Here is a 22,087-nt window from a genome sequence, read left to right as displayed (position 1 = left end):
AGGAGAGTATGATACGTATTAACCGAGTAATTTAGTCAAGTATAGAGCGAATTATGATCCATATTTCAGATTCTGCCCAAAGCCATTTCGCGAAACTATTAGCCGATCAGGCTGAAGGCACTAATATTAGAGTTTTCGTGGTTAATCCAGGCACCTCTCAAGCTGAGTGTGGCGTGTCATATTGCCCAGCCGATGCCGTTGAACAGAGCGATATCCGCTTACCATTTAATGGTTTTGAAGCCATCGTTGATGAAGAAAGCGCACCATTTTTAGAAGAAGCCGATATCGACTTCGTTACTGATAAAATGGGGAGTCAGTTGACGCTTAAGGCACCAAATGCCAAAGCTAAACGATTACGTGACGATGCGAGCCTTGCTGAGCGCGTAGAGCACATGCTTGTGACAGAAGTAAATCCACAACTGGCCAATCACGGTGGTCAAGTTAGCCTAGTAGAAATTACCGCAGATGGTATTGCAGTTCTTCAGTTCGGCGGTGGTTGTAACGGCTGCTCAATGATTGATGTCACATTAAAAGAAGGCATCGAAAAAGAGATGATCGCTAAGTTTGAAGAAATCAACGGCGTACGTGACATCACGGAACACGCGCGCGGCGAACATTCTTACTATTAATGAGCAAAACCCTCATTTATCGCTTAGGGTCTCACCCTAAGCGAAGTCTCAAATTCTTCCTTTCTGGCCTTGTTATTGTGTTACTAGCGAGCGCTTTTATCGCACTGGGTTACTATCAAGATCATCGCTTTCAAATCGCTGGTTTAGTGCTTTTGCTTCCTGGTTTATGCTGTGCCTTTTACGGTTATATTGGTATTTTTGCTAATCGCTTTTCTCAAGTTATCGAGGCCAGAGAAAAACGCCGCCAAACTCTAAAAGATAACGACCCATTTGCTTAACGCAGCCCCATTATTCGAGTAAAGCGACCTCTCGAGTGAGCTGGTGATATTTATATGCCAAGGTCAATCCACGCAACCCCATAAAACAACTCATCGCAAGCCAGAGCGCATGATTACCGAGTGGCAAGGCAATCAAAAATGGCAAGAAGAAACCGAATACCGCAGAAACTAGCATGCTATTTCGCATTTCTTTAGCACGAGTAAGCCCAACAAAGATGCCGTCAAACAAGAAGCAACTCATGGCAATCATAGGTAATAGGACTAACCAAGGTAAGTAAGTACCTGCCAACGTAATTACCTCCGTGATATCGGTTAATAAACTAATGATCCAGCCACCAGCTAGATAAAAAATAGCACTATATAAAAGCGCAAATGCAGCCCCCCAAAACAGGCTTACTTTTACCCATAATTGCAATTGCCCCAACGAGCCTTGTCCTTTTGCTCTGCCGACTTTAGCCTCCGCAGCATAAGCGATACCATCCATCGCAAAGCTAACTAACATCAAAAAATTCAGTAAGACAGCGTTGGCCGCTAACGTAACCTCACCAAGCCTTGCACCATAGAAAGTCATGAAACTAAAGCAGAATTGTAAGATCAAGGAACGAATAAAAATATCACGATTCAAGGTGAGTAAGCTGAGCCACTGCGCACGCTTTGGTAGAATGAATTTCAACGCAATACCGTGGCGCTTTGCGACCAATGCACTCAAAAACAAGGATAAGCCTAATGCCGAGTAGTCTGCAATGAGTGAAGCCCAAGCCGCACCTGCCACTCCCCACTCAAATCCGACAACAAATAAAATGTCCAAGGCGATATTCACTATATTTGTGAACAGCACCAGGTAAAATGGCCCTCGCCCATAATGCATCCCAAGCATAAAGCCCAGCAGCACAAGATTCAACATTGCTGCAGGCGCACTAAATACACGGATTTGAAAATATAATTTTGCCTGCTCAAATACTTCAGTAGAAGCATTTGAAAGCTGAGCAATAACTTGGATCAACAGAGGAGATAACACAATCAAACTCACGGCAAAGAGTAGCGCGATAAGCATACTGGTATATAGTGAACGTATTAGCTTGTCATGGTCTTGCTGGCCGCTTGATTGAGCGATCACTCCTGTTGTACTCATTCGCAGAAAACTTGCAAGCCAAAATAGTACCGAAATAGCGCTAGAGCCAAGCGCAATCCCAGCCAAAAAATGCGCTTCCCCCATATGACCAATCACTGCAGTATCGACTAATCCTAACAGTGGCACCGTAATATTTGATAGTATCATCGGACCTGCAAGTAGTAAGAGGCTCAGATGTTGCGCTTTATGGCATTTAAGAAATTGATACAACATATTATTTTTGGTTTGGCCCTATTCTCAGCAAATAGTTGGAGTGCGGTTATCTTACAGTATCATCACGTGAGTGAGAAACTCCCGGCGGTTACGAGCGTGAGTGAAGAAACCTTTAAATCTCATCTTAACCATATTAAAGAACATGGTTTTTCGGTGATACCTTTACCACAGTTGCTAGATAGCCTAAAGGCAGGTAAGTCTCTACCCGAAAAAACGTTAGCTATCACCTTTGATGATGGCTATGAAAACAATATCACTGCGGCGGCCCCGATCCTGGAATCTTTTGGCTTTCCCTATACCATTTTCGTCAACCCTCAACTTATTGATGAAAAGAAAAGCTATGTGATGACGTGGGATGAGTTGAGAACATTAGCAAAACGCGGGGCTATTATCGCAAATCATAGTGCTAAGCACGATTACCTCCATCTCAAACTAAAAAATGAAACAGCAGCGCAGTGGCGTGCACGCATTGAGCACGATATCACATGGTCACAGCACCGTATTAAAGAAGAAATTGGCCACGATTACCCATACCTCGCATACCCCTACGGCGAGTTTAACCATGAATTACAAAAGCTAGTGGCAGAGCTTGGCTTTATTGGTATTGGACAGCACTCTGGTGCGGTTGGTATTTCTTCAGATTTTACACGTATCGCTCGCTTTCCCGCATCAGGAAATTACAGCAGCTTAGAAACATTAAAAACTAAGCTCGAGACCAAAGCGTTCTCTCTACAAAAATTAGATTACCTTGATAGCGTCACGAATAATAAAACGCCAGCAATCACGTTGCATTTTAACAATAAGGATTTTCATCAGAGTCAATTTGCATGCTACGTTTCAGGTGTTGGGCAAGCTGAGCTGACGTGGCTATCAGAAACCAGCGTACGTATCCAAACCCCAAAAGCACTGCCCATAGGAAGGTCACGATATAACTGTACCGCGCCTTCGATCAAAGACACAGGCCGATATTATTGGTTTTCACAACCTTGGGTTATTGAGAAATAACAGCTTTGGGTAGGAACAAGTTCGCTCCTACCCTTACTTTTTAACTGCGCTCAGCATAGTTTCAGTCACCTTACTCAAAGGTACCAGACTTTGTACTGCACCAAGCTCGTACGCAGCTCTAGGCATTCCCCATACCACACAGCTAAGTTCATCTTGCGCAAATGTATTGGCACCAGCGGCTTTCAAAGCTAGCATCGCTTTTGCGCCATCACTGCCCATTCCCGTGAGCATTGCAGCACAAACATGCTTGCCCATTGGTATAAGGGAGTTAAATAGCACTTCAACTGAAGGTTTGTGACGATTAACAGGCTCTGTATCATCTAATCGGCATACATATCCGGTTGTGGTGTGTGCCACCTTCAGATGTTTGTCTCCCGGAGCTATGAACACATGCCCGGGTAATAAAATATCACCATCTTCCGCTTCTTTTACTGATACAGCACAGGTGCGATCCATTCTTTGTGCGAATGAAGTACTGAAAACTGGTGGAATATGCTGAGTGATTACAACAGGTGGCGCGTGTGTTGGTAATCGCATAAGCACTTCTCTGATAGCTTCAGTTCCCCCAGTTGAGGCGCCTATTGCTAAAATAGTATTACGCGAAAATGTATAGTTACGGCCAATTTCTAGTTCACTTTCTTGGCTTGGTGCTTTAAAAGCCCTCACTCTTGCACCAGCCGCTACCCTAATTTTTTTAATCAGCAAATCCGAATAAGACATTAAAGTGTTAGCGACATTACTGGTCGGCTTTGAAATAAAATCAACTGCACCCAATTCTAATGCTTCTATAGTGGCGGGCGACCCCTCCTGGGTTAATGTTGAGATCATCACTACAGGCATAGGCCTTAGACGCATTAAGTTTTTTAGAAAGTTTATGCCATTCATTTTTGGCATTTCTATATCTAACGTTAATACGTCAGGCGAAGTCGATTTAATGAGTTCTCTAGCTTCATAAGGATCTTCTGCGGTGCCAACGACTTTAATACCATCCGCCTGACTTAATATTTCTTTTAGCAACCCACGAATTAACGGCGAGTCGTCAACAATCAGAACTTTGATCATATTTCACACCTAAAATAGCTCAATATCCGTTTTATTGTCTTGAGCCTCTATGTCATGTAAGTAACGCACTTCACGTTGTTCAATTGTGTTATTGTGCATGGTTCGTAACTTTTTAACTTGCGCTTTGCCACTTTGGGGATGGAAGATAACTTTTCTTGGCCAAGGACCACCAACATCTTGTGAAATTAAATTCAGACTTTCTTCTTCCACATAGGCTTGCGCAAACCTGATGTTGCCTTCACCAATATCAGTCATGGCGCTGATGATTTTTCCGCCACCAAAAAGTTTAATTTTTAAATTGCTTCGAGACGCCCCATTTTTGAGTACTTCATTTATCAGATACTCCATTGCCCAATTACCATAGCGGCAATTTAAGTCATCCGCATGCACCTCTCTTAGCGCCTTTGCTCCGGGTAGCATAAAGTGATTCATACCACCTATCCCTAATTTTTCGTCGTATACGCAGGCGGCGATGCAGGAGCCTAGTACAGTCGAAATCAGTTCATCCTGCTTGGATACATAGAACTCCCCAGGAAGTACTTTTGCAACGACTTTAGCGCGCCCAGAATCCCAAAAGCGCTTTACATGTTCGAAGCCTCTGAGAACCGGTCTAAACTCTCTCATTTAACTGGCCTTTTTGATAAATGGTTTTACCTAAATTTTTAAATTCTAGGTGCTCTTTTCCCATCGTCTCGGAATGCCCAATAAGTAAGTAACCATTGGGAACTAACATGTCATGATATTGCTCAAACAACTTATCTTTGGTTTCTTTATCAAAATAAATCAAAACATTACGACAGAAAATAACATCAAATGGCCCCTTCATTGGCCATGGCTCTAACAAATTGAGCCGCTTGAAATGAATACAGGACTGCAATTTAGGCTTCACTTTATACATTGCTCCATCAGCACTTCTAAGAAACCACTTTTTGAGCTTGTCTTCATCTAAGCCCGTAACATTGCTTGCTGTGTACTCTCCTAAGCTCGCTTTGTCCAATACATTGGAATCTAGATCAGTTGCCAGCACTTTGACATCCCAGCCGCCAGGAAAAGCATTCGCAATGGTCATTGCAATACTGTAGGGCTCTTCACCTGTTGAGCATCCGGCAGACCAGATCCTGACTTTTCTATCGTGTTTGTGCCTGGCAATAATTTCAGGAACTATTCTCTTTGCTAAAAAATCGAAGTGATGGTTTTCTCGAAAAAAAGAAGTTAAGTTAGTCGTTATTGCATTAATAAAATGACTAAACTCTACATCTTGGTTTTCTTCTAAAAAAGATAAATACGCCTCAAACGATTTCAATCCATTTGCTCTTATTCGCCTTGCTAATCTAGAGTAAACCATTTCCTTTTTATGCGGTCCAAGTACTATACCGCATGTGTCATAGACCCGAGCTGCGATCTCGGAAAAATCCTTGTCAGTCAACAGAAACTCTCGCATCGTCGTATTCCTTCAGCCCCCCCAAGTAGGGGAGCTCTATTACCTTATCCTAGAACTCTTCCCACTCTTCCGAGTCATCTGCAAAATGATTACTTCTCGTGTTTTGCTGCGGGACCTTTTTGGAATTCGTTGCCCGTTTTGGTAATTGTTTTTCTGGCGCTTTATAGCTTTTCGGTGGCTCAGGTGCTTCCAAGCTACGGTTTGATGATTCATCTAGTGTGAAGAAATTTAATAGTCTTCTCATATCATTAGCTTGTTCAGCCATCGACTCCCCAGCAGCCGATGCTTCTTCAACTAAGGCTGCATTTTGCTGCGTCATTTCATCCATTTGTGACACTGCTTTATTGACCTGCTCAATACCTGAACTCTGCTCAATAGAAGCTTCGGCAATGTCGGAAATCATATTAGTTACTCGCTTAACTGACTCTACGATTTCTTTCAGCGTTTCACCAGACTCATTCACAAGTAGCGTACCGTCTTCGACTTTACTTACACTGTCTCTGATCAGATCTTTAATCTCTTTAGCTGCTGCCGCAGAACGTTGAGCTAGATTACGCACTTCACCAGCAACCACAGCAAAACCTCGACCTTGCTCGCCCGCTCTCGCGGCTTCAACAGCAGCGTTTAGTGCCAATAAGTTTGTCTGGAAGGCGATTTCATCAATAACACCTATAATGTCCGCAATTTTTTTACTCGAATCATTAATTTCAGACATACTTTCGACTGCTCGTGTAACGACTTCACCACCTTTAGTCGCCTTGTCACACGTTTCTTCAGCCAACTCGTTCGCAACTTTGGCGTTATCTGCATTTTGTCTAACAGTGCTCGTCATCTCTTCCATACTAGAAGCAGTTTCTTCTAGTGAGGATGCTTGTTCTTCAGTTCGCTGACTTAAATCCGCGTTACCTTGGGAAATTTCATCAGCACCACTGGCAACTAAATTTGCAGAAGTACGAACTCGACCCAGCACCTCGGTTAACTTATCTGCGGTAGTATTTGCGTCTTTCTTCAGCTTTTCATAAGCCCCACGGTAATCACCTTCAATACGTCTAGTTAAGTTACCGGTTGCCAATGCATCTAACATATCTCCCATGTCTGTAACCGTTTCATCAATTGTGGAGACTAGGCTATTTAAGCCCTGTGTCAGTCTCAGATAGAAGCCATCTTTCCCATCTTCTGATAAACGAGCACTCAAATTGCCACCATTTGCAGACTGAACTAGGCTACTCACTTCTTTCTCAATCGTAACTTCTGTGGTTCTATCTTCCCATTCGACAACAGTACCTACACGTTCATGGTTACTACCAAATATCGGGTTAGCAACTAAACCAAAAGTTCTTCCACCAACAGTAATTTCGGTTTTATACTCAGTTTCGAGTCGAGAAAGCATACTGCGTTGATGACTCGAATTACGGTGGAATACATCAATATTCGCGCCTAGAAGGTGGTTACTATCGAAATTAGGTAAGTCACGTCTTAAATCGCTCTCAGCATTTCTCATCATGTCTTTCACTGCGCGATTCAAGTAAACGATCTCAAACTGCTCATTTGCTATCATCGTATTCGTTGAAACGTTGTCTAATGCCCTTCGGACGCGTAAATTTTCAGCTGCTGCTGCTTTTTCTTCTTTTTCACGAACTAAGCGTTCTGTTTTGTCATCCCATTCCACGACGGTACCAATCCGTTTCCTCTCGTCATCAAATACCGGTGTCGCAATTAAACCAAACGTAAAACCCGCGACTTTAATATCTGTTCGATAGACGTCACTCAGTTTTTCAAGCAAACCTCTTTGGTGACTGGGATTGGTATGGAATACGTCAATGCACTGCCCAACCAGCGTATCCACATCAAAATTCGGTAATGCCTTTCTTAGCTGTGCTTGATTGTCTCTCAACATTCGAACGACAGAGTCATTAACATAAATAATATTCAACCCTTCATCCGCTAGCATTACGTTTGCCTGACAAACGTCCAGCGCGCTAGATATACGAGCATTATGGCTCGCCAAATCCGCCTGCTTTTTCTCTAGCGCTAATTCTCTTGTAAGGTCTTTCCACTCAACTAAAGTCGCGATCCTTTGTCCTTCATCGTCGAAAACAGGTGTGGCGATAAGATCAAAGGTCAATCCTGCCACTTCTATTTGCGCGACATGTGGACGAGTCAAATTAGCTAGGATCCCTCTTTGATGACTAGGGTTTTTATGGAATATGTCAATATTTGCACCAATCAAGCTATCAACGTTAAAACCAGATAACTCTTGCTGTAACCTAGCCTGATTCTTACGCAGCATACTTGTTACTGAATCGTTCAAGTACACAATATTGAGTGCGGCGTCTGCCAGCATAATGTTGGCTTGGCAGACCTTCAAAGCCAGTAACAAACTTTGGCTATGGTCTTGACTATCTGCCGCGTCACCATTTAATAAATTTGCAACCGCTTTGTATAAAGATGATTGACATGACACACTACTTGCATTCAGCAAGCTCGCATCTTTACTTTCTATAGCGGGAATGATTTTTTCAACATCATGTAACTTAACAAGCAGTAAGTTTGCGCTTTGCTTAAGTAGTAGAATTGCCAGTACCACACTGACAGCAGCTATAAACATTGCAACATAGACTTGTGTAGACATATTAATATTCAACATCTGAACACTAATTGCCAAGCCCACAAATATGATGCCACCTGCAATCAGAACTCTATTATTGAGTTGATTTGCTAATGCTTGATCGCTCATGTTATCCCCCGACAACCAATTGCTCGCTATGCTTTACTTCAAGATCCAATATCTTCTTCAAATTCAAAAGTACGACCATTTTTTCACCAACATTAACAAGTCCTTGTACAAATTGACTATTTTCCGAGTCTTGAAAGTCTGGAACATCTTTCGCTGTTTCTTCATCGATGCTGTATACATCAGATACCGCATCAACAACTAACCCCATAATTTTTGTTGCCTCTTTTATTACAACAGAAACAACGATGACAACTGTTAGGGCCCCATAGTCGATCTGTGGTAGGCCGAATCGAACTCTTAAATCTATGACTGGTACTATCGTGCCACGTAAATTTATTGCACCGTTCACATACTGAGGTGAGTTTGGAATAGCAGTAACTTCTTCCCACCCTCTAATCTCTTGTACAGCTAAAATATCCATACCGTACTCTTCGCCAGCCATCATAAAGGTGAGAAATTGTGTGTCCCCATCCCTGTCGGCAAGTATGACTTGCTCATTAATAGAAGCTTTCTCAGTGATCATGACACCGCCTCATCCAGCTCTTGCTCTACCAATAACTCTTGGGTTCCAGGGCGCTTTAAGCCACTTAGTTTGATAAGACCACTAATATCGACAATTAAAGAAACTCTACCATCACCTAAAATTGTCGCCCCTGAGATCCCATTTACTTTCTGATAATTTGCTTCAAGGCTCTTAATTACGACTTGCTGCTGCGCCAATAAATCATCCACCAGCAATCCTACTTTATGATTGTCACTCTCAACGACTACCAGCAAAGTCTTATCTAACTCTTCTATCGCGCCATCATGGTTAAATAGTTGATACAAGCGGAGTATAGGAATGTATTCATCCCTTAGCCTGAGCACTTCTAAACCATTACCGACTTTGCTCACTTTTTTAATTTGTATCTGCAACGATTCGACAATAGAGATAAGTGGAATAATGTAGGTATGTTTGGCGACTTTAACCAATTGGCCATCAAGAATGGCAAGTGTTAATGGCAACCTAATTGTAAATGTCGAGCCAACCCCTTTTGCAGAAGTTACTTCAACGCTACCATTTAATGCTTGGATATTTCGTCGAACAACATCCATACCCACTCCACGACCAGAGATATCACTCACTTCATCAGCCGTTGAAAACCCGGGCCTAAAGATAAGTTCGTTAACCTCTTCGGTAGTCAGCTCGTCTGTGGCTTGAATTAAGCCATTGGCAATTGCTTTGTTTTTTATTTTTTCGGTATTCAAGCCCCTGCCATCATCCATGATTTCAATTACAATATTTCCGCCTTGGTGGAAAGCATTCAGTGTCACTGTACCGACAGGATCTTTTCCGGCCCTTATTCTGTCTTCCGGTGTTTCCAAACCGTGATCCAGAGAGTTTCTTACTAAATGCACCATAGGGTCTGAAATTTTTTCCATCACGGTTTTGTCTAATTCTGTCTGCTCTCCTAGCAGTTTCAGCTCTACCTGTTTATTCAACTTCTGTGACGTATCTCTTACCAATCGGGGAAAACGACTGAATACAAAACTAATAGGTAGCATCCTGATACGCATTACATTTTCTTGTAAATCACGCGTGTTATGGGCAAGTTGAGCGAGACCTTCTTGCATTGCGGCAAGCGTATTTTCTGTTGGCTCTTGCTCACCTAATTGAGTCAACATAGCTTGGGTAATAACTAACTCCCCTACCATATTGATAAGCGAGTCAACTTTATCAATTCCAACACGGATCGAAGTCGATTCTGCAGATTTTTTACTAGTCTCTGGCTTAGCCTTTGCCGCTAAAGGTGCTTTTGTTACATCAATATTTTGAGTCTCTTTGCCCGTAGTTTTTTCCTTATCAAACTCAGGCTCAGGCGTTGCAGAGGCACTCACATCATCTTCAAATAAACCACCGCATAAAGTGACGGAGATTTCAGCGTCATCTTCGACCCACTCAAATATTTCCTTTATCGCTGATTCAGGTTGGCTAGTTGTCAGATATAACCGCCAACTTAAGTAACAATCCTCAGGATTGAAATCATCTATTTCAGGTATCGCATCACAAAACGCGTGAGTTTCTAAATCACCTAGTTCTGATAGCTCACTAAGCATGTAAAGTGGCTCATTACCAGTTTTAAACAAGTGGGGAAGCGGTTTGAAATCAACTTGATAAGTTTGAGATTCTCGCCCTTGAGGTGCGTTATCTACAGTATCTGAGCTAGCATTCTCTTCACCACCTAAAATTACCTCGAATTTGACTTTCAAATCATTCGCGTTTGAAAGATCCGGTGTTTCTTCAGCTTGCAAGGCAGTTAGTAGGGCTCTCAAACAATCAACGGATTGGAGCAATAAATTGACATGTTCAGCGGTTAACTGTCGACGACCATCTCTGATTTGATCGAGTAAGGTTTCCAATACATGCGTGAAGTTCGCGACAGAAGTAAAACCAAACGTTCCGCTACCACCTTTGATGCTGTGTGCTGCGCGAAAGATAGTATTGATTGTTTCTGAGTCTTCATGGCCTGGCTGTAAATTCAACAGCTCAGCTTCCATTGCGTCTAGCCCTTCAAAGCTTTCTTCAAAAAAGACATCAAAAAATTGGCTTAAATCAATACTCATATCGACGCCTCTCTGTATCTATCTTATGACTTTTTTCAATACCGCTAGTAGTTGTTCAGGGTTGAACGGCTTTACTATCCAACCCGTTGCACCCGCCGCTTTACCTTCTGTTTTTTTATCTAATCCAGACTCAGTTGTCAGCATTAGCAAAGGAGTGAACTTATAGTTGGGTAGACTGCGCAGCTCTTTAATAAGAGTAATTCCATCCATCACAGGCATATTTACATCAGAGATCACAGCATCAAACCCTTGCTGTTTGGCAATAGACAGCGCTTCACTCCCATCTTTTGCTTCTGTGACTTCAAAACCTGCTTTTTTCAAAGTAAAGCCAACCATCTGGCGCATTGACGCAGAATCATCCACAGCTAAAATCTTTTTCATATTCACCTCTTAATTTTCAATACTATGGAATAGATAATGGGTTAATCCCAACTCATTTACCGCCTGCGCTAAAGCCTCACTTTCACCATGCCATACAATTTTATGTTCTAACGAGAGCAAGTGCTTCTGTACGGCACATAGCAGTTGTATAGATGCCGTGTCGGCTCTTTGTACTTCACTGATATCAATCGTGATGTCTGATGTTTCCATAGAGTCTTGGAAAATCTGATGGTACAGGCTTTCCACATGGTTAATCGCCATTTCAGGTGGAAGTTTCAACATGAGCTGAAGACTATCCTTGTAAAAATGAGTAATAAAATTAGCTTAGACCGTGATGGTAAAAATGCCACAAAGATTGATTAAAAATCCGCAAATAATTAACGTGTTAGAGATAACATAGTAGAGCGACACCGAGCTTGAATAGTGCCGCTATAAGATTAATTGATGATCTTTTCTAGATCGGCTAGAAGTAATTTATCATCAATTGTAGGTACAGCTCCTGCTGCATGTGTTGGCTTAAAAATAGCCTCAAGCTGACCTTTTGGATTAATTAATGCTACAGATGCACTATGATCAACATAATATTCTTTCGTCTGTTCCTGATTTATCGCATAAATTAAACCGAGATCTCTAACAAATGGAAATAAGACAGAGTGCTCAGCAGATACCGCTTTAAAATCAGGATCAAAGTGCCTAATGTAGGCTAAACGCTTTTCCTCTGTATCCCTTTCAGGATCGACTGAAATAAACCATACTTGAAGGCTATCTTTGTTTTCTACTGATTGATATACGTGAGTTAATTTCAACAGCGTCATAGGACAAACATCTGGGCAACTGGTGTAACCCAAAAATAGTAAATTCCATTTATCTGTAAAGTCTTGGTTAGTAACTACCTCACCGTATTGATCCTTTAATTCAAACGTTTTGACAGCTTTCGGTTTAGGGTACCAAACCACTTTTTCTGATACATCTGGTGCAGGTCCACAACCAAACAGTATAAAAATAGAGACGATTAAGAGTAACTTTTTCATATAAATGCTTTATCCACAAAAAGTGCAACGAACACTATCAAAAGATGCCAGATAGAGAAATAAAATACGCTCATCGCATACTCTATACTATTTGTTTTCATAAGTTTGGTGGCTTTGTAGATGAAAGCAACATTTGCTATACCAGAGGCCAGCAAATAGATCCAGCCTGACATTCCCACTAAGTAAGGTAGCAAACAAACCAAAGTCAAAATGATGGTATAGAATAGCACGCAGAGTTTTGTAAATTCATTTCCATGCGTTACTGGTAACATAGGAACTCCGGCTTTTTCGTAGTCTCTTTTACGGGCAATCGCCAATGCCCAAAAGTGCGGTGGTGTCCACGCAAAAATGATCATTACCAATAACCAAGGCTCAGCACCGAGTTGGCCAGTCTCACTGACCCAACCTAACAATGGGGGCATTGCTCCCGCTAGCCCTCCTATTACTATGTTTTGAGGTGTTGCGCGCTTTAATAATAACGTATAAACCACGGCATAACCGAATAATGCAGCTAAGGTGAGAAGCGCGCACAGTTGATTGGCGAAAATTGTTAAAAGAGCATAACCGGAAACTGCCAAGCTTATCGCAAAAATTAGAGCTGATGATACAGAAACAGAGTCTGTCGCTAACGGCCGGTTTCGTGTTCGCGCCATCTTTTTATCTATTTCTCTATCTACTATATGATTTACAGCTGCTGCACTACTTGAGAGTAAACCAATGCCAAATAAGCTCATGAATTGTGCCAATAATGTTTTATCACTTTGTGGTGCTAACATCATCCCGACCCACGCAGTGATCACCAACATACATACTACTTTGAACTTACACATGCCAAAATAAGCTTTGAATAGCGTAGTTGCTTTTTGGAGCTCTGGAAAATTAGTTAATTGATACATACTTTCCCCCAACTTTTTGCGCCAGACTGATAAAAAAGCACAATCTAACCATTGCTAATAACACCATAGCCGCCATGAAATTATGGAATAGTGTCAACAGTAGAGGAAACTGGAAATGTACTATTGCAGCCCCCACCAAAACTTGTATAGAGACTAAAGCTAAGACGACAAGCGCTGAGCGTCTGAGTATTTGATTCTGACTAACTTTGAGCAACGGCCAGCACGCTGCAAGTAGCATTAAAACAGTAGTGACTGCCCACACCCTATGGATGAAGTGAATAGATACTCTAGATTCGAACGGTAGCACTCCAAACTCGTAAGTCGCTGAGGCTTCTGGAAGCGTCAATAAACTCTGCCACGAAAAAAGTTGCAGATTGTCACAGAGCGGCAACCCAGTACAATGCGGTGCAGCATAATTGGCGGCAAGCCACCCACCCAACGCAATTTGGATAATCAACACACCAAGAGCCACATAACATAAGCGATAGGTAAGCTTAGTTACGCTAGCAGTAATAGTGTTGTATTTCAGCCTTAGAACCAATAACACCAGCAATGCAAGAATACTAAACCCCCCTAGCAAATGACCCATCACGATGACTGGCTGTAAATTCATAGTCACGGTCCACATGCCGAGTGCCCCTTGAAATAACACGAGCAATAACAGCAAGTAATAATGACGACTAGGACCCTCCGTTTCTCGCTTACTAAACAGTTTCACACATGCAAGTACTAATATAAGTAACCCAAGAAAGCTGGCAAAATAGCGATGGATCATTTCAATCCAAGCTTTTTCTTCTTCCACATCTAAATGTGGAAAGTTGTCTTTGGCTGCCGATAATTCATGACTCTCATTTGGTACCGTTAGAAAGCCATAACACCCAGGCCAATCTGGACACCCAAGTCCTGCATCACTTAAACGCGTAAAAGCACCAAGTGTCACCACTGTTATTGCAACAAAACAGGTAAATACTGCGACTTTTATTCTTACCTTGGACATATTTACCTCCTAACTAGAGCGAGAGTAGTTCAATAGTTTCTTTAGATCACTCAAAAGCCCTTTTTGTACATTTCGCATTGCTTCTAGACTATCTACCGGTGCATACTTAAGTACAAATAACCCTTTATTATCAACCAAATATAGATAATTATCTTCTAGCTGGTTGAGGTGTATCGGTAAAGAAGTTGCGAACTCAATACTTTTTTCATTTTGATCTTGTAATACCACAAGCGATACTTTTTGCTGGTTTTTCCCAAGTGCTAAATACAAATTAGGTAAGCTGTCGAGTAGTAAAGAGCATTGCTTATTGCACTGCTTTGGTCGCTGATAAACAATACTCCATTCGGTCTCTAGCGCTAGCTCTGATTGACGAACCTCCTGACTTAAAAATTCACCATGATTAGTGGTACCATCAGGTATCCAGCCGACTTTTAAAGCAATAAATGCCAACAACACTGGGAGTACGAATAGCCCTATAAACCACGCTGCACTTTTAGACATTTTTAATCTCCTTTTTTGAAAGCTTCCAGCCAATAACCAACGCGGCCAAGGCAATGAGTAACCACTGCAAAGCGTAAGCTTCATGTTTTTGCGGTGACATTACTACAGGCTGATAGTGAGGCTCAGTTCCAGCCAACCTATTTTTAGTCATATAGGCGATTAAAGGTAAAAGAGGTTTATCTGACTCCTTAGATAAGTAATTGACATCAATGTACTGGATCACAGGTTGTCTTGTCGCCTCATCTACTGCAGACTTGGCTAGTGTGAACCGCTTGTTTTCACTAGATTTGATATAAACAGGTAGAGAAACTGTACCGGTTGGAAGAGAAAAAGCGGTAGGTACGCGACTAGCCTGTTGCGGCACAAAGCCTAAGTTAACAGCCAAGTGCTCATCAGTTTTGGAAATTTTAAAAATACCAATCACATCAAAACCAATCCGGCCTTTTACAACTTGGTTATCTAAATACCAAACAGCACCGTCTACAAAGCTCCCTGTTATCGAAACCTCAGCATTAATACTTTGAGTGAGCGGCAGGGGCGTTGCTTGCGGTCCGTTAATTACGTCTTGCGCCTTTTTTCTCTCAATTTTTTGCTGCAGCACATGTTTTTGCTGTGCTCTTTGCAATTGCCAATAAGAAAGTGAACCGCATAAGAGAACAACGATTAACGCTGCCAATATGGGGGTTTTTGATCTACCTTTAAAAAGTGCACCTAAATCCATCGGACACCCCTTATGATTAAAATTATTATTGTTGTATTACTACTGCTCGTTTTTTTTAATTTATTTAAAGCTATGCTGGTCATGCTCAAGTCAGAGCAACAAGAGTCAATGGCGAAGCTATTGCAAAAAAGAGTTTATGCTTCAATAGCTGTGCTACTTATAATTTGTCTTGCAGCTCAATTTGATCTTATAAAACTACACTCTTCACCCGGTGTTACAACACATAAACAAATACAAATAGACATAGCCAAACCACATCAACAAAATGCCAATACCAAGCCCCAGCCTGAAAAGCAAAATGGTTCTTAGCGGTAAAATGCCCCTTCAACACTCTGATCCATATAACGAACAGAATGATCGCGCCAAGTGTGACATGAACCCCATGAAATCCTGTAAGTAAAAAGAATGTGTTGCCGTATACTCCCGACTGCAGAGTTAACCCAAGATCTTGGTAGGCATGAATATACTCTTCCACTTGCAACGTTAAGAATGCAATTCCAAGTAGTACAGTTAGCCCCAAAAACGCCTTTACTTTCGCCCTTTGCTCCTTTTCCAAAGCTACATGAGCAAAGCTAAGGGTTACTGATGATGCTAATAGAATGATAGTATTGATAAGTGGAAGTCCCTGCCAACCCATAGCTTGAGTAACAGTTCCATCTGGTGTTGTGAGCAATGGCCAAACAGCCTCAAATTGAGGCCATAAAACCTCATTTGTACTGGCATTGTTGCTTGCACCACCTAACCACGGAACAGCAATCATCCGTGCATAAAAAAGCGCACCAAAAAAAGCTGCAAAGAACATAACTTCAGAAAAGATAAACCATCCCATTCCCTGCTTAAACGAACGATCCATTTGGGCAGAATATAATCCGGTTTGAGATTCTTGGATCACATTCCTGAACCAACCAAACAGCATATATACCAGCACAGCAATACCCACAAGCAGTAACATTACTCCACTGTTCCCAGAAGAGTTTAGCTGAATAATGGTAAGTGCAGCCCCAACAGCGATGAAAAACAACGCAAAAGCACCGACTATCGGCCATGGGCTTTGCTCAGGTACGTAATATTTTTCTTGTTCATGGTTCATATTTGAACTCCTCTTGAGCGGCTAGCATACTCACCCCATCACTGTCTTGTTTGCTAACTCGCTCTGTAATATCAAACAACGTATATGAAAGCGTGAGTTCCTCAACATCAATGGGAAGCTCCGTATCTACATAGAATCTCAAGACAAATTCAACTTCTTCTTTGCCTTTCATCGGTTGCTGATCAAAACAAAAGCAGGCCATTTTGTGTAGATACTTTGCAGCTTTCCCAGGGGACACTGAAGGGATCGCTTGCAACACACGCTCGTTATCACTCAGATTTTTTGCAATAAACTTCACATCGGTTAGCTTTCCAGGTTGAACACTAACCGAATGTTCAACGGCATCGACCTTAAATGGCGCCTGACTTTGACTATGCGTTGTGAAGCTCACATCTACTTGTCGACTTTGTGCTATTGACTCGCTCTGCCTTGCGACTTCCATGGATGGTTTACCATTGAGGCCAGTGACATCACAAAAAACGTCGTATAGAGGAACCAGTGCAAAGGCAAAAGCAAACATGCCTAGCGTCAACAAAATAAGCTTCCTAAGCAGGCGTCCATGTTGCATTACTTAATCTCCGGAGGCGTTGAAAAGGTATGATAAGGAGCTGGAGATGGTACTTGCCACTCCAACCCTTCAGCCCCATCCCACACTTTTCCAGGAGCCTGTTCCCCGCCTTTTATACATTTATAAACCACTGCAACAAACAGCAGTTGAGAAAGACCAAAAGCAAACCCTCCAACACTAATAATCGCGTTGAAATCAGCGAACTGCAGAGCATAATCTGGGATCCGCCTAGGCATGCCAGCAAGACCAACAAAGTGCATAGGGAAGAACAATACGTTCACACTAATCAAGGAGAACCAAAAGTGAAATTTAGCCAATTTGATATCAAACATATGCCCCGTCCATTTTGGTAACCAATAATATGCTGCGGCCATTATTGAGAACACAGCCCCAGTAACTAACACATAATGGAAGTGAGCGACAACAAAGTAAGTATCGTGATATTGGAAATCCGCGGGTGTGATCGCTAACATCAACCCTGAAAACCCACCTATTGTGAAAAGCACAATAAATGCAATGGCAAACAACATGGGTACTTCAAAACTAATTGCGCCTCGCCACATCGTAGCTACCCAATTAAAAACCTTAACGCCAGTGGGTACTGAGATGAGCATAGTTGCATACATAAAAAACAACTCACCAGCTAAAGGCATACCTGTGGTAAACATGTGGTGAGCCCAAACGACAAACGACAACAATGCGATCGATGCAGTTGCATAAACCATCGATGCGTAGCCAAACAGTTTCTTTCTTGAAAATGTAGGTACTATCGTAGAAATTATGCCGAAGGCGGGTAATATCATGATATATACTTCAGGGTGGCCGAAAAACCAGAATATGTGCTGGAACATCACTGGATCACCACCACCTGCAGCATCAAAAAAACTTGTCCCAAAGAACTTGTCGGTCAGCACCATAGTCACAGCGCCAGCAAGTACTGGCATAACTGCTATCAGAAGGAATGCGGTTATCAACCAAGTCCAGACAAACAAGGGGAGCTTCATCCATGTCATGCCCGGAGCTCTTAAGTTAACAATGGTCACAATCACATTAATAGCGCCCATGATGGAACTAATACCCATTATATGTACAGAAAACACAAAAAATGCGGTATTGTCGTTGCTGTACGTTGTAGAGAGAGGCGCATAAAAAGTCCAACCAAAAGCGGGCCCACCACCTTCCAAAAATAATGACATCAGTAAAATTGCAAACGCGAACGGTAGTATCCAAAAGCTCCAGTTATTCATTCTCGGGAGCGCCATATCAGGAGCTCCTATCATCATTGGGATCATCCAGTTAGCAAGGCCGGTAAACGCGGGCATCACCGCTCCAAATACCATTATTAGCCCGTGAACTGTCGTCATTTGATTAAAAAAATGTGGATCTACAAGCTGCAAACCAGGCTGGAAAAGCTCAGCTCTAATCACCATAGCCATGGCACCACCAATTAGAAACATGGTCAGTGAAAACAATAAATACAATGTTCCAATGTCTTTATGATTTGTTGTAAACAACCAGCGCTTAATACCTTTGGGAGCCGTATGGTGTGAATGTTCTTCTACGATGGCACTCATTACTTACTCTCCTCTAATGCATTTATCTCACGCTGAATTTGGCTGGGTTGAATAACATCACCAGTGTCGTTACCCCAGCTATTTCTTTTATAGGTAATTACCCCTGCGATCTGCTTGATCGTTAATTGCTTTGCGAAAGATTGCATGGCAGTCCCAGGCCGACCTAAAAGCAAAATATCTATATGCTCTTTAACATCTCCTGTGACAACTTTACTCCCTTTCATTGCAGGGAAGACCCCCGGTAGACCAAGCCCTGTAGGTTGATGGCAAGCAGCACAGTAAGCCATGTAAGCTTGTTCACCTACCTCCATCAACTCTTCTTTGGTAAGAGTTTGCTGGGCTACTGCTTGTGACTCTGCTTCTGCTTTTGCTTTTTCTTCCTTAGCCCCCTCCAGCCATTTATCAAATTGATCAGGACTCACAGCCTCGACGACGACGGGCATAAAGCCATGATCTTTTCCACATAATTCAGCACACTGGCCTCTGTAAATTCCCTCATCATTTACCTTAGTCCATGCTTCATTTATAAAGCCCGGATTGGCATCTTTCTTCACAGCAAAATCAGGCACCCACCAAGAGTGAATAACGTCATCAGATGTCATCAAAAAACGAACTTTCCTATCAGTAGGGATAACCAGATGTTTATCTACTTCGAGCAGATAATTTTCATTTTTTTCCTTAAGATCACTGATTTCTTCTTTCGGAGTGGATAGTAAAGAATAGAATTCGACGTCATGTCCCATGTACTCATAGTGCCATTTCCACTGCGACCCCGTAACTTTAATCGTTAAATCAGCTTTGCTAGTGTCTTCCATAGCAATGAGTGTTTTTGTAGCTGGTATTGCCATGCCAATGAGTATCAGGAAGGGAATAGCAGTCCAAAGTATCTCCACTTTGGTGCTTTCATGAAATTGCGCTGCAACAACGCCTTTTGACTTTCTATGTTTTAAAAGCGCCCAAAACATAATCCCAAACACAATCACCCCAATGACGCAGCATATTAGAAATATGGTCATATGAAGCTCGTATACTTGATGGCTAATGTCTGTAACGCCTTGCCTCATATTGTAAGCGCTGTTAGCGAGTGAGGGCATGGCGATTAGCACTGCGATCAATGCTACAACTAATCGACAAATTTTCATTTGACGTCTCCTTCAAGGCGACTCATGGTTGCCTTTTGTTATTATTGGATGACTGTCATATTGCCTATTTGTACATAGACTTACTGCACGACTATTAACCAATTAGTCAAAAAATAAACAAAATGCAAGATTTTTGAGAAGACTGAATTTAGAATCAAAAATGGGGCTACTGGTAGTAAAACGAAGAGTGATGAAAAATTGTGTATAAAGATCAGAAAACTAAAAAATATTGAGATATGGAAAAGTCACGATAATTATCTTACTTTCACACAGTTAGAAAAGTTAATTATTACTTTTTTCACTATATATAGTTAAAGCGAGCGCAACTTGATATTTAACGCTACGCTCGCCCTCATAAACTACATCCAGTCGGCGCTTCTGATCACACCTACGGCTAATCCTTCAATAGAGAAATTTTGATGCTCTAGATCCACTTCGATCGCTTTAAATTCCTCATTCTCAGCATGCAAGAGAACTTTCTTTCCTTTCTTTTCTAAGCGCTTAACAGTCACGTCCTCTTCTACACGAGCAACTATCACTTGGCCATTCTCAGCCACTTGAGTGCTATGGACCGCTAGTAGATCACCATCCATAATCCCAATATCTTTCATGCTCATACCATTAACTCTCAAAAGGTAATCAGCATTCGGTTTAAAAAAACTGGCATCCACATTAAAGTGGCTTTCAACATGTTGCTCTGCCAGTATCGGCTCTCCAGCTGCAACACGGCCAATAATAGGTAAGCCTAGTTGCTCAGGTTCATCCTCTACAAGTCTAATTCCACGACTTGCTCCTGGGACCATTTCAATAACTCCCTTTTTAGCAAGAGCTTTAAGGTGCTCCTCTGCTGCGTTTGCACTCTTGAAACCCAAAGCATCAGCTATTTCAGCACGAGTTGGAGGCATGCCAGTATCTTTTATGAATACTTTTATTAATTCAAAGATTTGTTCTTGTCGTTTCGTTAGAGGACGCATTAACTGGTATTCCATACAGTGGTTTATTTACTGTAAGTATATACAGCTCAAAAAAAATCGCAAATGTTTCTTTATTCAACATATTTTATACCAATTAGCATAATTACACGCTCCATTTTTGAGGCGAGAAAACCTTGTAGATAACACCACTACTGTATCCACTATCAACGAGGTACCTACATCCATTTAGGCAAGGCGAAACTTTTCTATTTATTTGTTCTAAATGAGAAATTTTTAACACTATTAGCGTCAGATCTGTTCCTGCTAATTGAGCACGTATTAAGACTAATTGCTATTAAGCGTAAGCGAAAACAAGCAAAGACTGACTCTGTGTTCTTTTCATTACAAGCTATCGGCGCTCCCACAATGCTGCTCAGTGCTGATGCTATTGTAGGAGTGAGCTTGCCTCGCGATGTGTTGATTGCTTGTGATATGTTCTTTTCAAATCCCACATAGCAAAAAAACCGCTGCATTGCTGCAACGGGTTTGACGTACATGGAGGTACTAATGTCGATTAGAGCCATGGATGAATACTGTTAATCGACCTTCAATGAGGTCCTAGCTCGCTACGAAGTAGGATGTTTTATTCTTTTTGTTTGGGGAGCCCAACAGCTCGGCGGGTAAACCACCTCCGACCACGCAGCTCAGTGCTGATGCTGTGGTAGGAGCGAGTTTACCTCGCGAGGTTTTATATCTCAAATCTCTATGCCCCACATAGCAAAAAACCCGTCGCATTGCTGCAACGGGTTTGACGTACATGGATGTACTAATGTCGATTAGAATCATGGATGAATGCTGTTAATCGACCTTTAATAAGGCCTTGGCTCGCTACGAAGTAGGATGTTCTACTTTCACATGGGAAGCCCACACTATCATTGACCGGGGCCGACCCTTCGCGGGGCTCGCCTTCGAGCTGTTTTGTTTCACTTCTGAGTTTGGGTGACAAGAAACCGAAGCAACGCTTCGCAGTTCGGGGAAATGAGCGCATGGATAAGCGAAGGGGAGATACTACATGGTAGTACTTTACTTCAAATGCAAAAAACCCGTCGCATTGCTGCAACGGGTTTCTTTTATTTGGCCCTGACGATGTTCTACTTTCACATGGGAAGCC

23 protein-coding genes are annotated in these 22,087 nt (G+C 42.0%); 4 read left to right on the top strand and 19 right to left on the bottom strand.

Annotation, left to right across the window (positions count from 1 at the left end):
- Positions 1-53 precede the first annotated feature (53 nt).
- Complete coding sequence (nfuA, locus tag DRB05_RS01730; RefSeq protein WP_010378467.1) at positions 54-629, top strand: Fe-S biogenesis protein NfuA; 576 nt, start codon at positions 54-56, stop codon at positions 627-629.
- Positions 629-907 carry a hypothetical protein gene (locus DRB05_RS01725; RefSeq protein ID WP_128725403.1) on the top strand — a complete coding sequence of 93 codons (279 nt, stop codon included), beginning with the start codon at positions 629-631 and terminating at the stop codon, positions 905-907. The genes nfuA and DRB05_RS01725 overlap by 1 nt, the downstream gene beginning before the upstream one ends.
- Before the next feature lie 10 nt (positions 908-917).
- Here DRB05_RS01725 and DRB05_RS01720 read toward each other — a convergent pair whose 3' ends face one another.
- A complete protein-coding gene (locus DRB05_RS01720) occupies positions 918-2,186 on the bottom strand; it encodes an MATE family efflux transporter (protein WP_128725402.1) in 1,269 nt (422 codons plus the stop codon).
- A 27-nt stretch (positions 2,187-2,213) separates the two neighbouring features.
- Between DRB05_RS01720 and DRB05_RS01715 the strand changes: the two genes are divergently transcribed.
- The gene (locus DRB05_RS01715; RefSeq protein WP_128725401.1) at positions 2,214-3,257 is read left to right on the top strand and encodes a polysaccharide deacetylase family protein; all 1,044 of its coding nucleotides are present in this window, start codon (positions 2,214-2,216) and stop codon (positions 3,255-3,257) included.
- Between the two features lie 33 nt (positions 3,258-3,290).
- Here the strand turns inward: DRB05_RS01715 and DRB05_RS01710 are convergent, their stop codons facing one another.
- From DRB05_RS01710 to DRB05_RS01650, 13 genes are all read right to left on the bottom strand, one after another.
- Positions 3,291-4,319 (bottom strand): chemotaxis response regulator protein-glutamate methylesterase, encoded by a 1,029-nt coding sequence (locus DRB05_RS01710; protein WP_128725400.1) that lies wholly within the window; start codon positions 4,317-4,319, stop codon positions 3,291-3,293.
- A gap of 9 nt (positions 4,320-4,328) precedes the next feature.
- Complete coding sequence (cheD, locus tag DRB05_RS01705; protein ID WP_010378457.1) at positions 4,329-4,943, bottom strand: chemoreceptor glutamine deamidase CheD; 615 nt, start codon at positions 4,941-4,943, stop codon at positions 4,329-4,331.
- Positions 4,930-5,760 (bottom strand): protein-glutamate O-methyltransferase CheR, encoded by an 831-nt coding sequence (locus tag DRB05_RS01700; RefSeq protein ID WP_128725399.1) that lies wholly within the window; start codon positions 5,758-5,760, stop codon positions 4,930-4,932. Before DRB05_RS01700 ends, cheD begins: the two co-directional genes overlap by 14 nt.
- A 49-nt stretch (positions 5,761-5,809) precedes the next feature.
- A complete protein-coding gene (locus DRB05_RS01695) occupies positions 5,810-8,497 on the bottom strand; it encodes a methyl-accepting chemotaxis protein (RefSeq protein WP_128725398.1) in 2,688 nt (895 codons plus the stop codon).
- 1 nt (position 8,498) lies between these two features.
- Positions 8,499-9,020 carry a chemotaxis protein CheW gene (locus tag DRB05_RS01690; RefSeq protein ID WP_128725397.1) on the bottom strand — a complete coding sequence of 174 codons (522 nt, stop codon included), beginning with the start codon at positions 9,018-9,020 and terminating at the stop codon, positions 8,499-8,501.
- Positions 9,017-11,101: a chemotaxis protein CheA gene (locus DRB05_RS01685; protein WP_128725396.1), complete on the bottom strand. Its 2,085-nt coding sequence runs from the start codon at positions 11,099-11,101 to the stop codon at positions 9,017-9,019. The genes DRB05_RS01690 and DRB05_RS01685 overlap by 4 nt, the downstream gene beginning before the upstream one ends.
- Before the next feature lie 18 nt (positions 11,102-11,119).
- Positions 11,120-11,482: a response regulator gene (locus DRB05_RS01680; RefSeq protein WP_128725395.1), complete on the bottom strand. Its 363-nt coding sequence runs from the start codon at positions 11,480-11,482 to the stop codon at positions 11,120-11,122.
- Positions 11,483-11,491: 9 nt separating this feature from the next.
- A complete protein-coding gene (locus tag DRB05_RS01675) occupies positions 11,492-11,764 on the bottom strand; it encodes an STAS domain-containing protein (protein WP_128725394.1) in 273 nt (90 codons plus the stop codon).
- Positions 11,765-11,919: 155 nt separating this feature from the next.
- On the bottom strand, positions 11,920-12,513 hold the full coding sequence (locus tag DRB05_RS01670; RefSeq protein WP_128725393.1) for an SCO family protein: 594 nt from the start codon (positions 12,511-12,513) through the stop codon (positions 11,920-11,922).
- Positions 12,510-13,409, bottom strand: a complete 900-nt coding sequence (gene cyoE / locus DRB05_RS01665) for a heme o synthase (protein WP_128725392.1) — start codon at positions 13,407-13,409, stop codon at positions 12,510-12,512. Before cyoE ends, DRB05_RS01670 begins: the two co-directional genes overlap by 4 nt.
- Positions 13,393-14,406, bottom strand: a complete 1,014-nt coding sequence (locus DRB05_RS01660) for a COX15/CtaA family protein (RefSeq protein ID WP_128725391.1) — start codon at positions 14,404-14,406, stop codon at positions 13,393-13,395. Before DRB05_RS01660 ends, cyoE begins: the two co-directional genes overlap by 17 nt.
- 9 nt (positions 14,407-14,415) lie before the next feature.
- Positions 14,416-14,907, bottom strand: coding sequence for a transmembrane cytochrome oxidase associated protein (locus tag DRB05_RS01655; protein ID WP_128725390.1), 492 nt, complete (start codon positions 14,905-14,907; stop codon positions 14,416-14,418).
- A complete protein-coding gene (locus tag DRB05_RS01650; protein ID WP_128725389.1) occupies positions 14,900-15,628 on the bottom strand; it encodes an SURF1 family protein in 729 nt (242 codons plus the stop codon). The genes DRB05_RS01655 and DRB05_RS01650 overlap by 8 nt, the downstream gene beginning before the upstream one ends.
- Before the next feature lie 12 nt (positions 15,629-15,640).
- Here DRB05_RS01650 and DRB05_RS01645 point away from each other — a divergent pair, with 12 nt between their 5' ends.
- Positions 15,641-15,937 carry a DUF2909 family protein gene (locus DRB05_RS01645; RefSeq protein ID WP_128725388.1) on the top strand — a complete coding sequence of 99 codons (297 nt, stop codon included), beginning with the start codon at positions 15,641-15,643 and terminating at the stop codon, positions 15,935-15,937.
- Here the strand turns inward: DRB05_RS01645 and DRB05_RS01640 are convergent.
- From DRB05_RS01640 to lexA, 5 genes are all read right to left on the bottom strand, one after another.
- The gene (locus DRB05_RS01640) at positions 15,843-16,718 is read right to left on the bottom strand and encodes a cytochrome c oxidase subunit 3 (protein ID WP_128725387.1); all 876 of its coding nucleotides are present in this window, start codon (positions 16,716-16,718) and stop codon (positions 15,843-15,845) included. The genes DRB05_RS01645 and DRB05_RS01640 overlap by 95 nt on opposite strands.
- Entirely contained in the window at positions 16,708-17,286 is a 579-nt protein-coding gene (locus DRB05_RS01635) for a cytochrome c oxidase assembly protein (protein ID WP_128725386.1), read from the bottom strand. The genes DRB05_RS01640 and DRB05_RS01635 overlap by 11 nt, the downstream gene beginning before the upstream one ends.
- Positions 17,286-18,860, bottom strand: coding sequence for a cytochrome c oxidase subunit I (gene ctaD / locus DRB05_RS01630; RefSeq protein WP_128725385.1), 1,575 nt, complete (start codon positions 18,858-18,860; stop codon positions 17,286-17,288). Before ctaD ends, DRB05_RS01635 begins: the two co-directional genes overlap by 1 nt.
- Complete coding sequence (coxB, locus tag DRB05_RS01625) at positions 18,860-20,002, bottom strand: cytochrome c oxidase subunit II (protein WP_128725384.1); 1,143 nt, start codon at positions 20,000-20,002, stop codon at positions 18,860-18,862. Before coxB ends, ctaD begins: the two co-directional genes overlap by 1 nt.
- A 359-nt stretch (positions 20,003-20,361) precedes the next feature.
- Positions 20,362-20,976 carry a transcriptional repressor LexA gene (gene lexA, locus DRB05_RS01620; protein ID WP_128725383.1) on the bottom strand — a complete coding sequence of 205 codons (615 nt, stop codon included), beginning with the start codon at positions 20,974-20,976 and terminating at the stop codon, positions 20,362-20,364.
- Between the last annotated feature and the right edge of the window lie 1,111 nt (positions 20,977-22,087).

It is taken from the genome of Pseudoalteromonas sp. A757 (assembly GCF_004103285.1).
GTDB classification, from domain to species: Bacteria; Pseudomonadota; Gammaproteobacteria; order Enterobacterales; family Alteromonadaceae; genus Pseudoalteromonas; species Pseudoalteromonas galatheae.
The sequence above is the reverse complement of the archived record's forward strand: the minus strand, read 5'-3'. Positions and strand labels throughout refer to the sequence as shown.

Bases quoted from the DNA above. Each gene is read 5' to 3' on its own strand.
- nfuA (WP_010378467.1), top strand. From the start codon at position 54: ATGATCCATATTTCAGATTCTGCCCAAAGCCATTTCGCGAAACTATTA.
- DRB05_RS01725 (WP_128725403.1), top strand. From the start codon at position 629: ATGAGCAAAACCCTCATTTATCGCTTAGGGTCTCACCCTAAGCGAAGT.
- DRB05_RS01720 (WP_128725402.1), bottom strand. From the start codon at position 2,186: ATGATACTATCAAATATTACGGTGCCACTGTTAGGATTAGTCGATACT.
- DRB05_RS01715 (WP_128725401.1), top strand. From the start codon at position 2,214: ATGTTGCGCTTTATGGCATTTAAGAAATTGATACAACATATTATTTTT.
- DRB05_RS01710 (WP_128725400.1), bottom strand. From the start codon at position 4,319: ATGATCAAAGTTCTGATTGTTGACGACTCGCCGTTAATTCGTGGGTTG.
- cheD (WP_010378457.1), bottom strand. From the start codon at position 4,943: ATGAGAGAGTTTAGACCGGTTCTCAGAGGCTTCGAACATGTAAAGCGC.
- DRB05_RS01700 (WP_128725399.1), bottom strand. From the start codon at position 5,760: ATGCGAGAGTTTCTGTTGACTGACAAGGATTTTTCCGAGATCGCAGCT.
- DRB05_RS01695 (WP_128725398.1), bottom strand. From the start codon at position 8,497: ATGAGCGATCAAGCATTAGCAAATCAACTCAATAATAGAGTTCTGATT.
- DRB05_RS01690 (WP_128725397.1), bottom strand. From the start codon at position 9,020: ATGATCACTGAGAAAGCTTCTATTAATGAGCAAGTCATACTTGCCGAC.
- DRB05_RS01685 (WP_128725396.1), bottom strand. From the start codon at position 11,101: ATGAGTATTGATTTAAGCCAATTTTTTGATGTCTTTTTTGAAGAAAGC.
- DRB05_RS01680 (WP_128725395.1), bottom strand. From the start codon at position 11,482: ATGAAAAAGATTTTAGCTGTGGATGATTCTGCGTCAATGCGCCAGATG.
- DRB05_RS01675 (WP_128725394.1), bottom strand. From the start codon at position 11,764: ATGTTGAAACTTCCACCTGAAATGGCGATTAACCATGTGGAAAGCCTG.
- DRB05_RS01670 (WP_128725393.1), bottom strand. From the start codon at position 12,513: ATGAAAAAGTTACTCTTAATCGTCTCTATTTTTATACTGTTTGGTTGT.
- cyoE (WP_128725392.1), bottom strand. From the start codon at position 13,409: ATGTATCAATTAACTAATTTTCCAGAGCTCCAAAAAGCAACTACGCTA.
- DRB05_RS01660 (WP_128725391.1), bottom strand. From the start codon at position 14,406: ATGTCCAAGGTAAGAATAAAAGTCGCAGTATTTACCTGTTTTGTTGCA.
- DRB05_RS01655 (WP_128725390.1), bottom strand. From the start codon at position 14,907: ATGTCTAAAAGTGCAGCGTGGTTTATAGGGCTATTCGTACTCCCAGTG.
- DRB05_RS01650 (WP_128725389.1), bottom strand. From the start codon at position 15,628: ATGGATTTAGGTGCACTTTTTAAAGGTAGATCAAAAACCCCCATATTG.
- DRB05_RS01645 (WP_128725388.1), top strand. From the start codon at position 15,641: ATGATTAAAATTATTATTGTTGTATTACTACTGCTCGTTTTTTTTAAT.
- DRB05_RS01640 (WP_128725387.1), bottom strand. From the start codon at position 16,718: ATGAACCATGAACAAGAAAAATATTACGTACCTGAGCAAAGCCCATGG.
- DRB05_RS01635 (WP_128725386.1), bottom strand. From the start codon at position 17,286: ATGCAACATGGACGCCTGCTTAGGAAGCTTATTTTGTTGACGCTAGGC.
- ctaD (WP_128725385.1), bottom strand. From the start codon at position 18,860: ATGAGTGCCATCGTAGAAGAACATTCACACCATACGGCTCCCAAAGGT.
- coxB (WP_128725384.1), bottom strand. From the start codon at position 20,002: ATGAAAATTTGTCGATTAGTTGTAGCATTGATCGCAGTGCTAATCGCC.
- lexA (WP_128725383.1), bottom strand. From the start codon at position 20,976: ATGCGTCCTCTAACGAAACGACAAGAACAAATCTTTGAATTAATAAAA.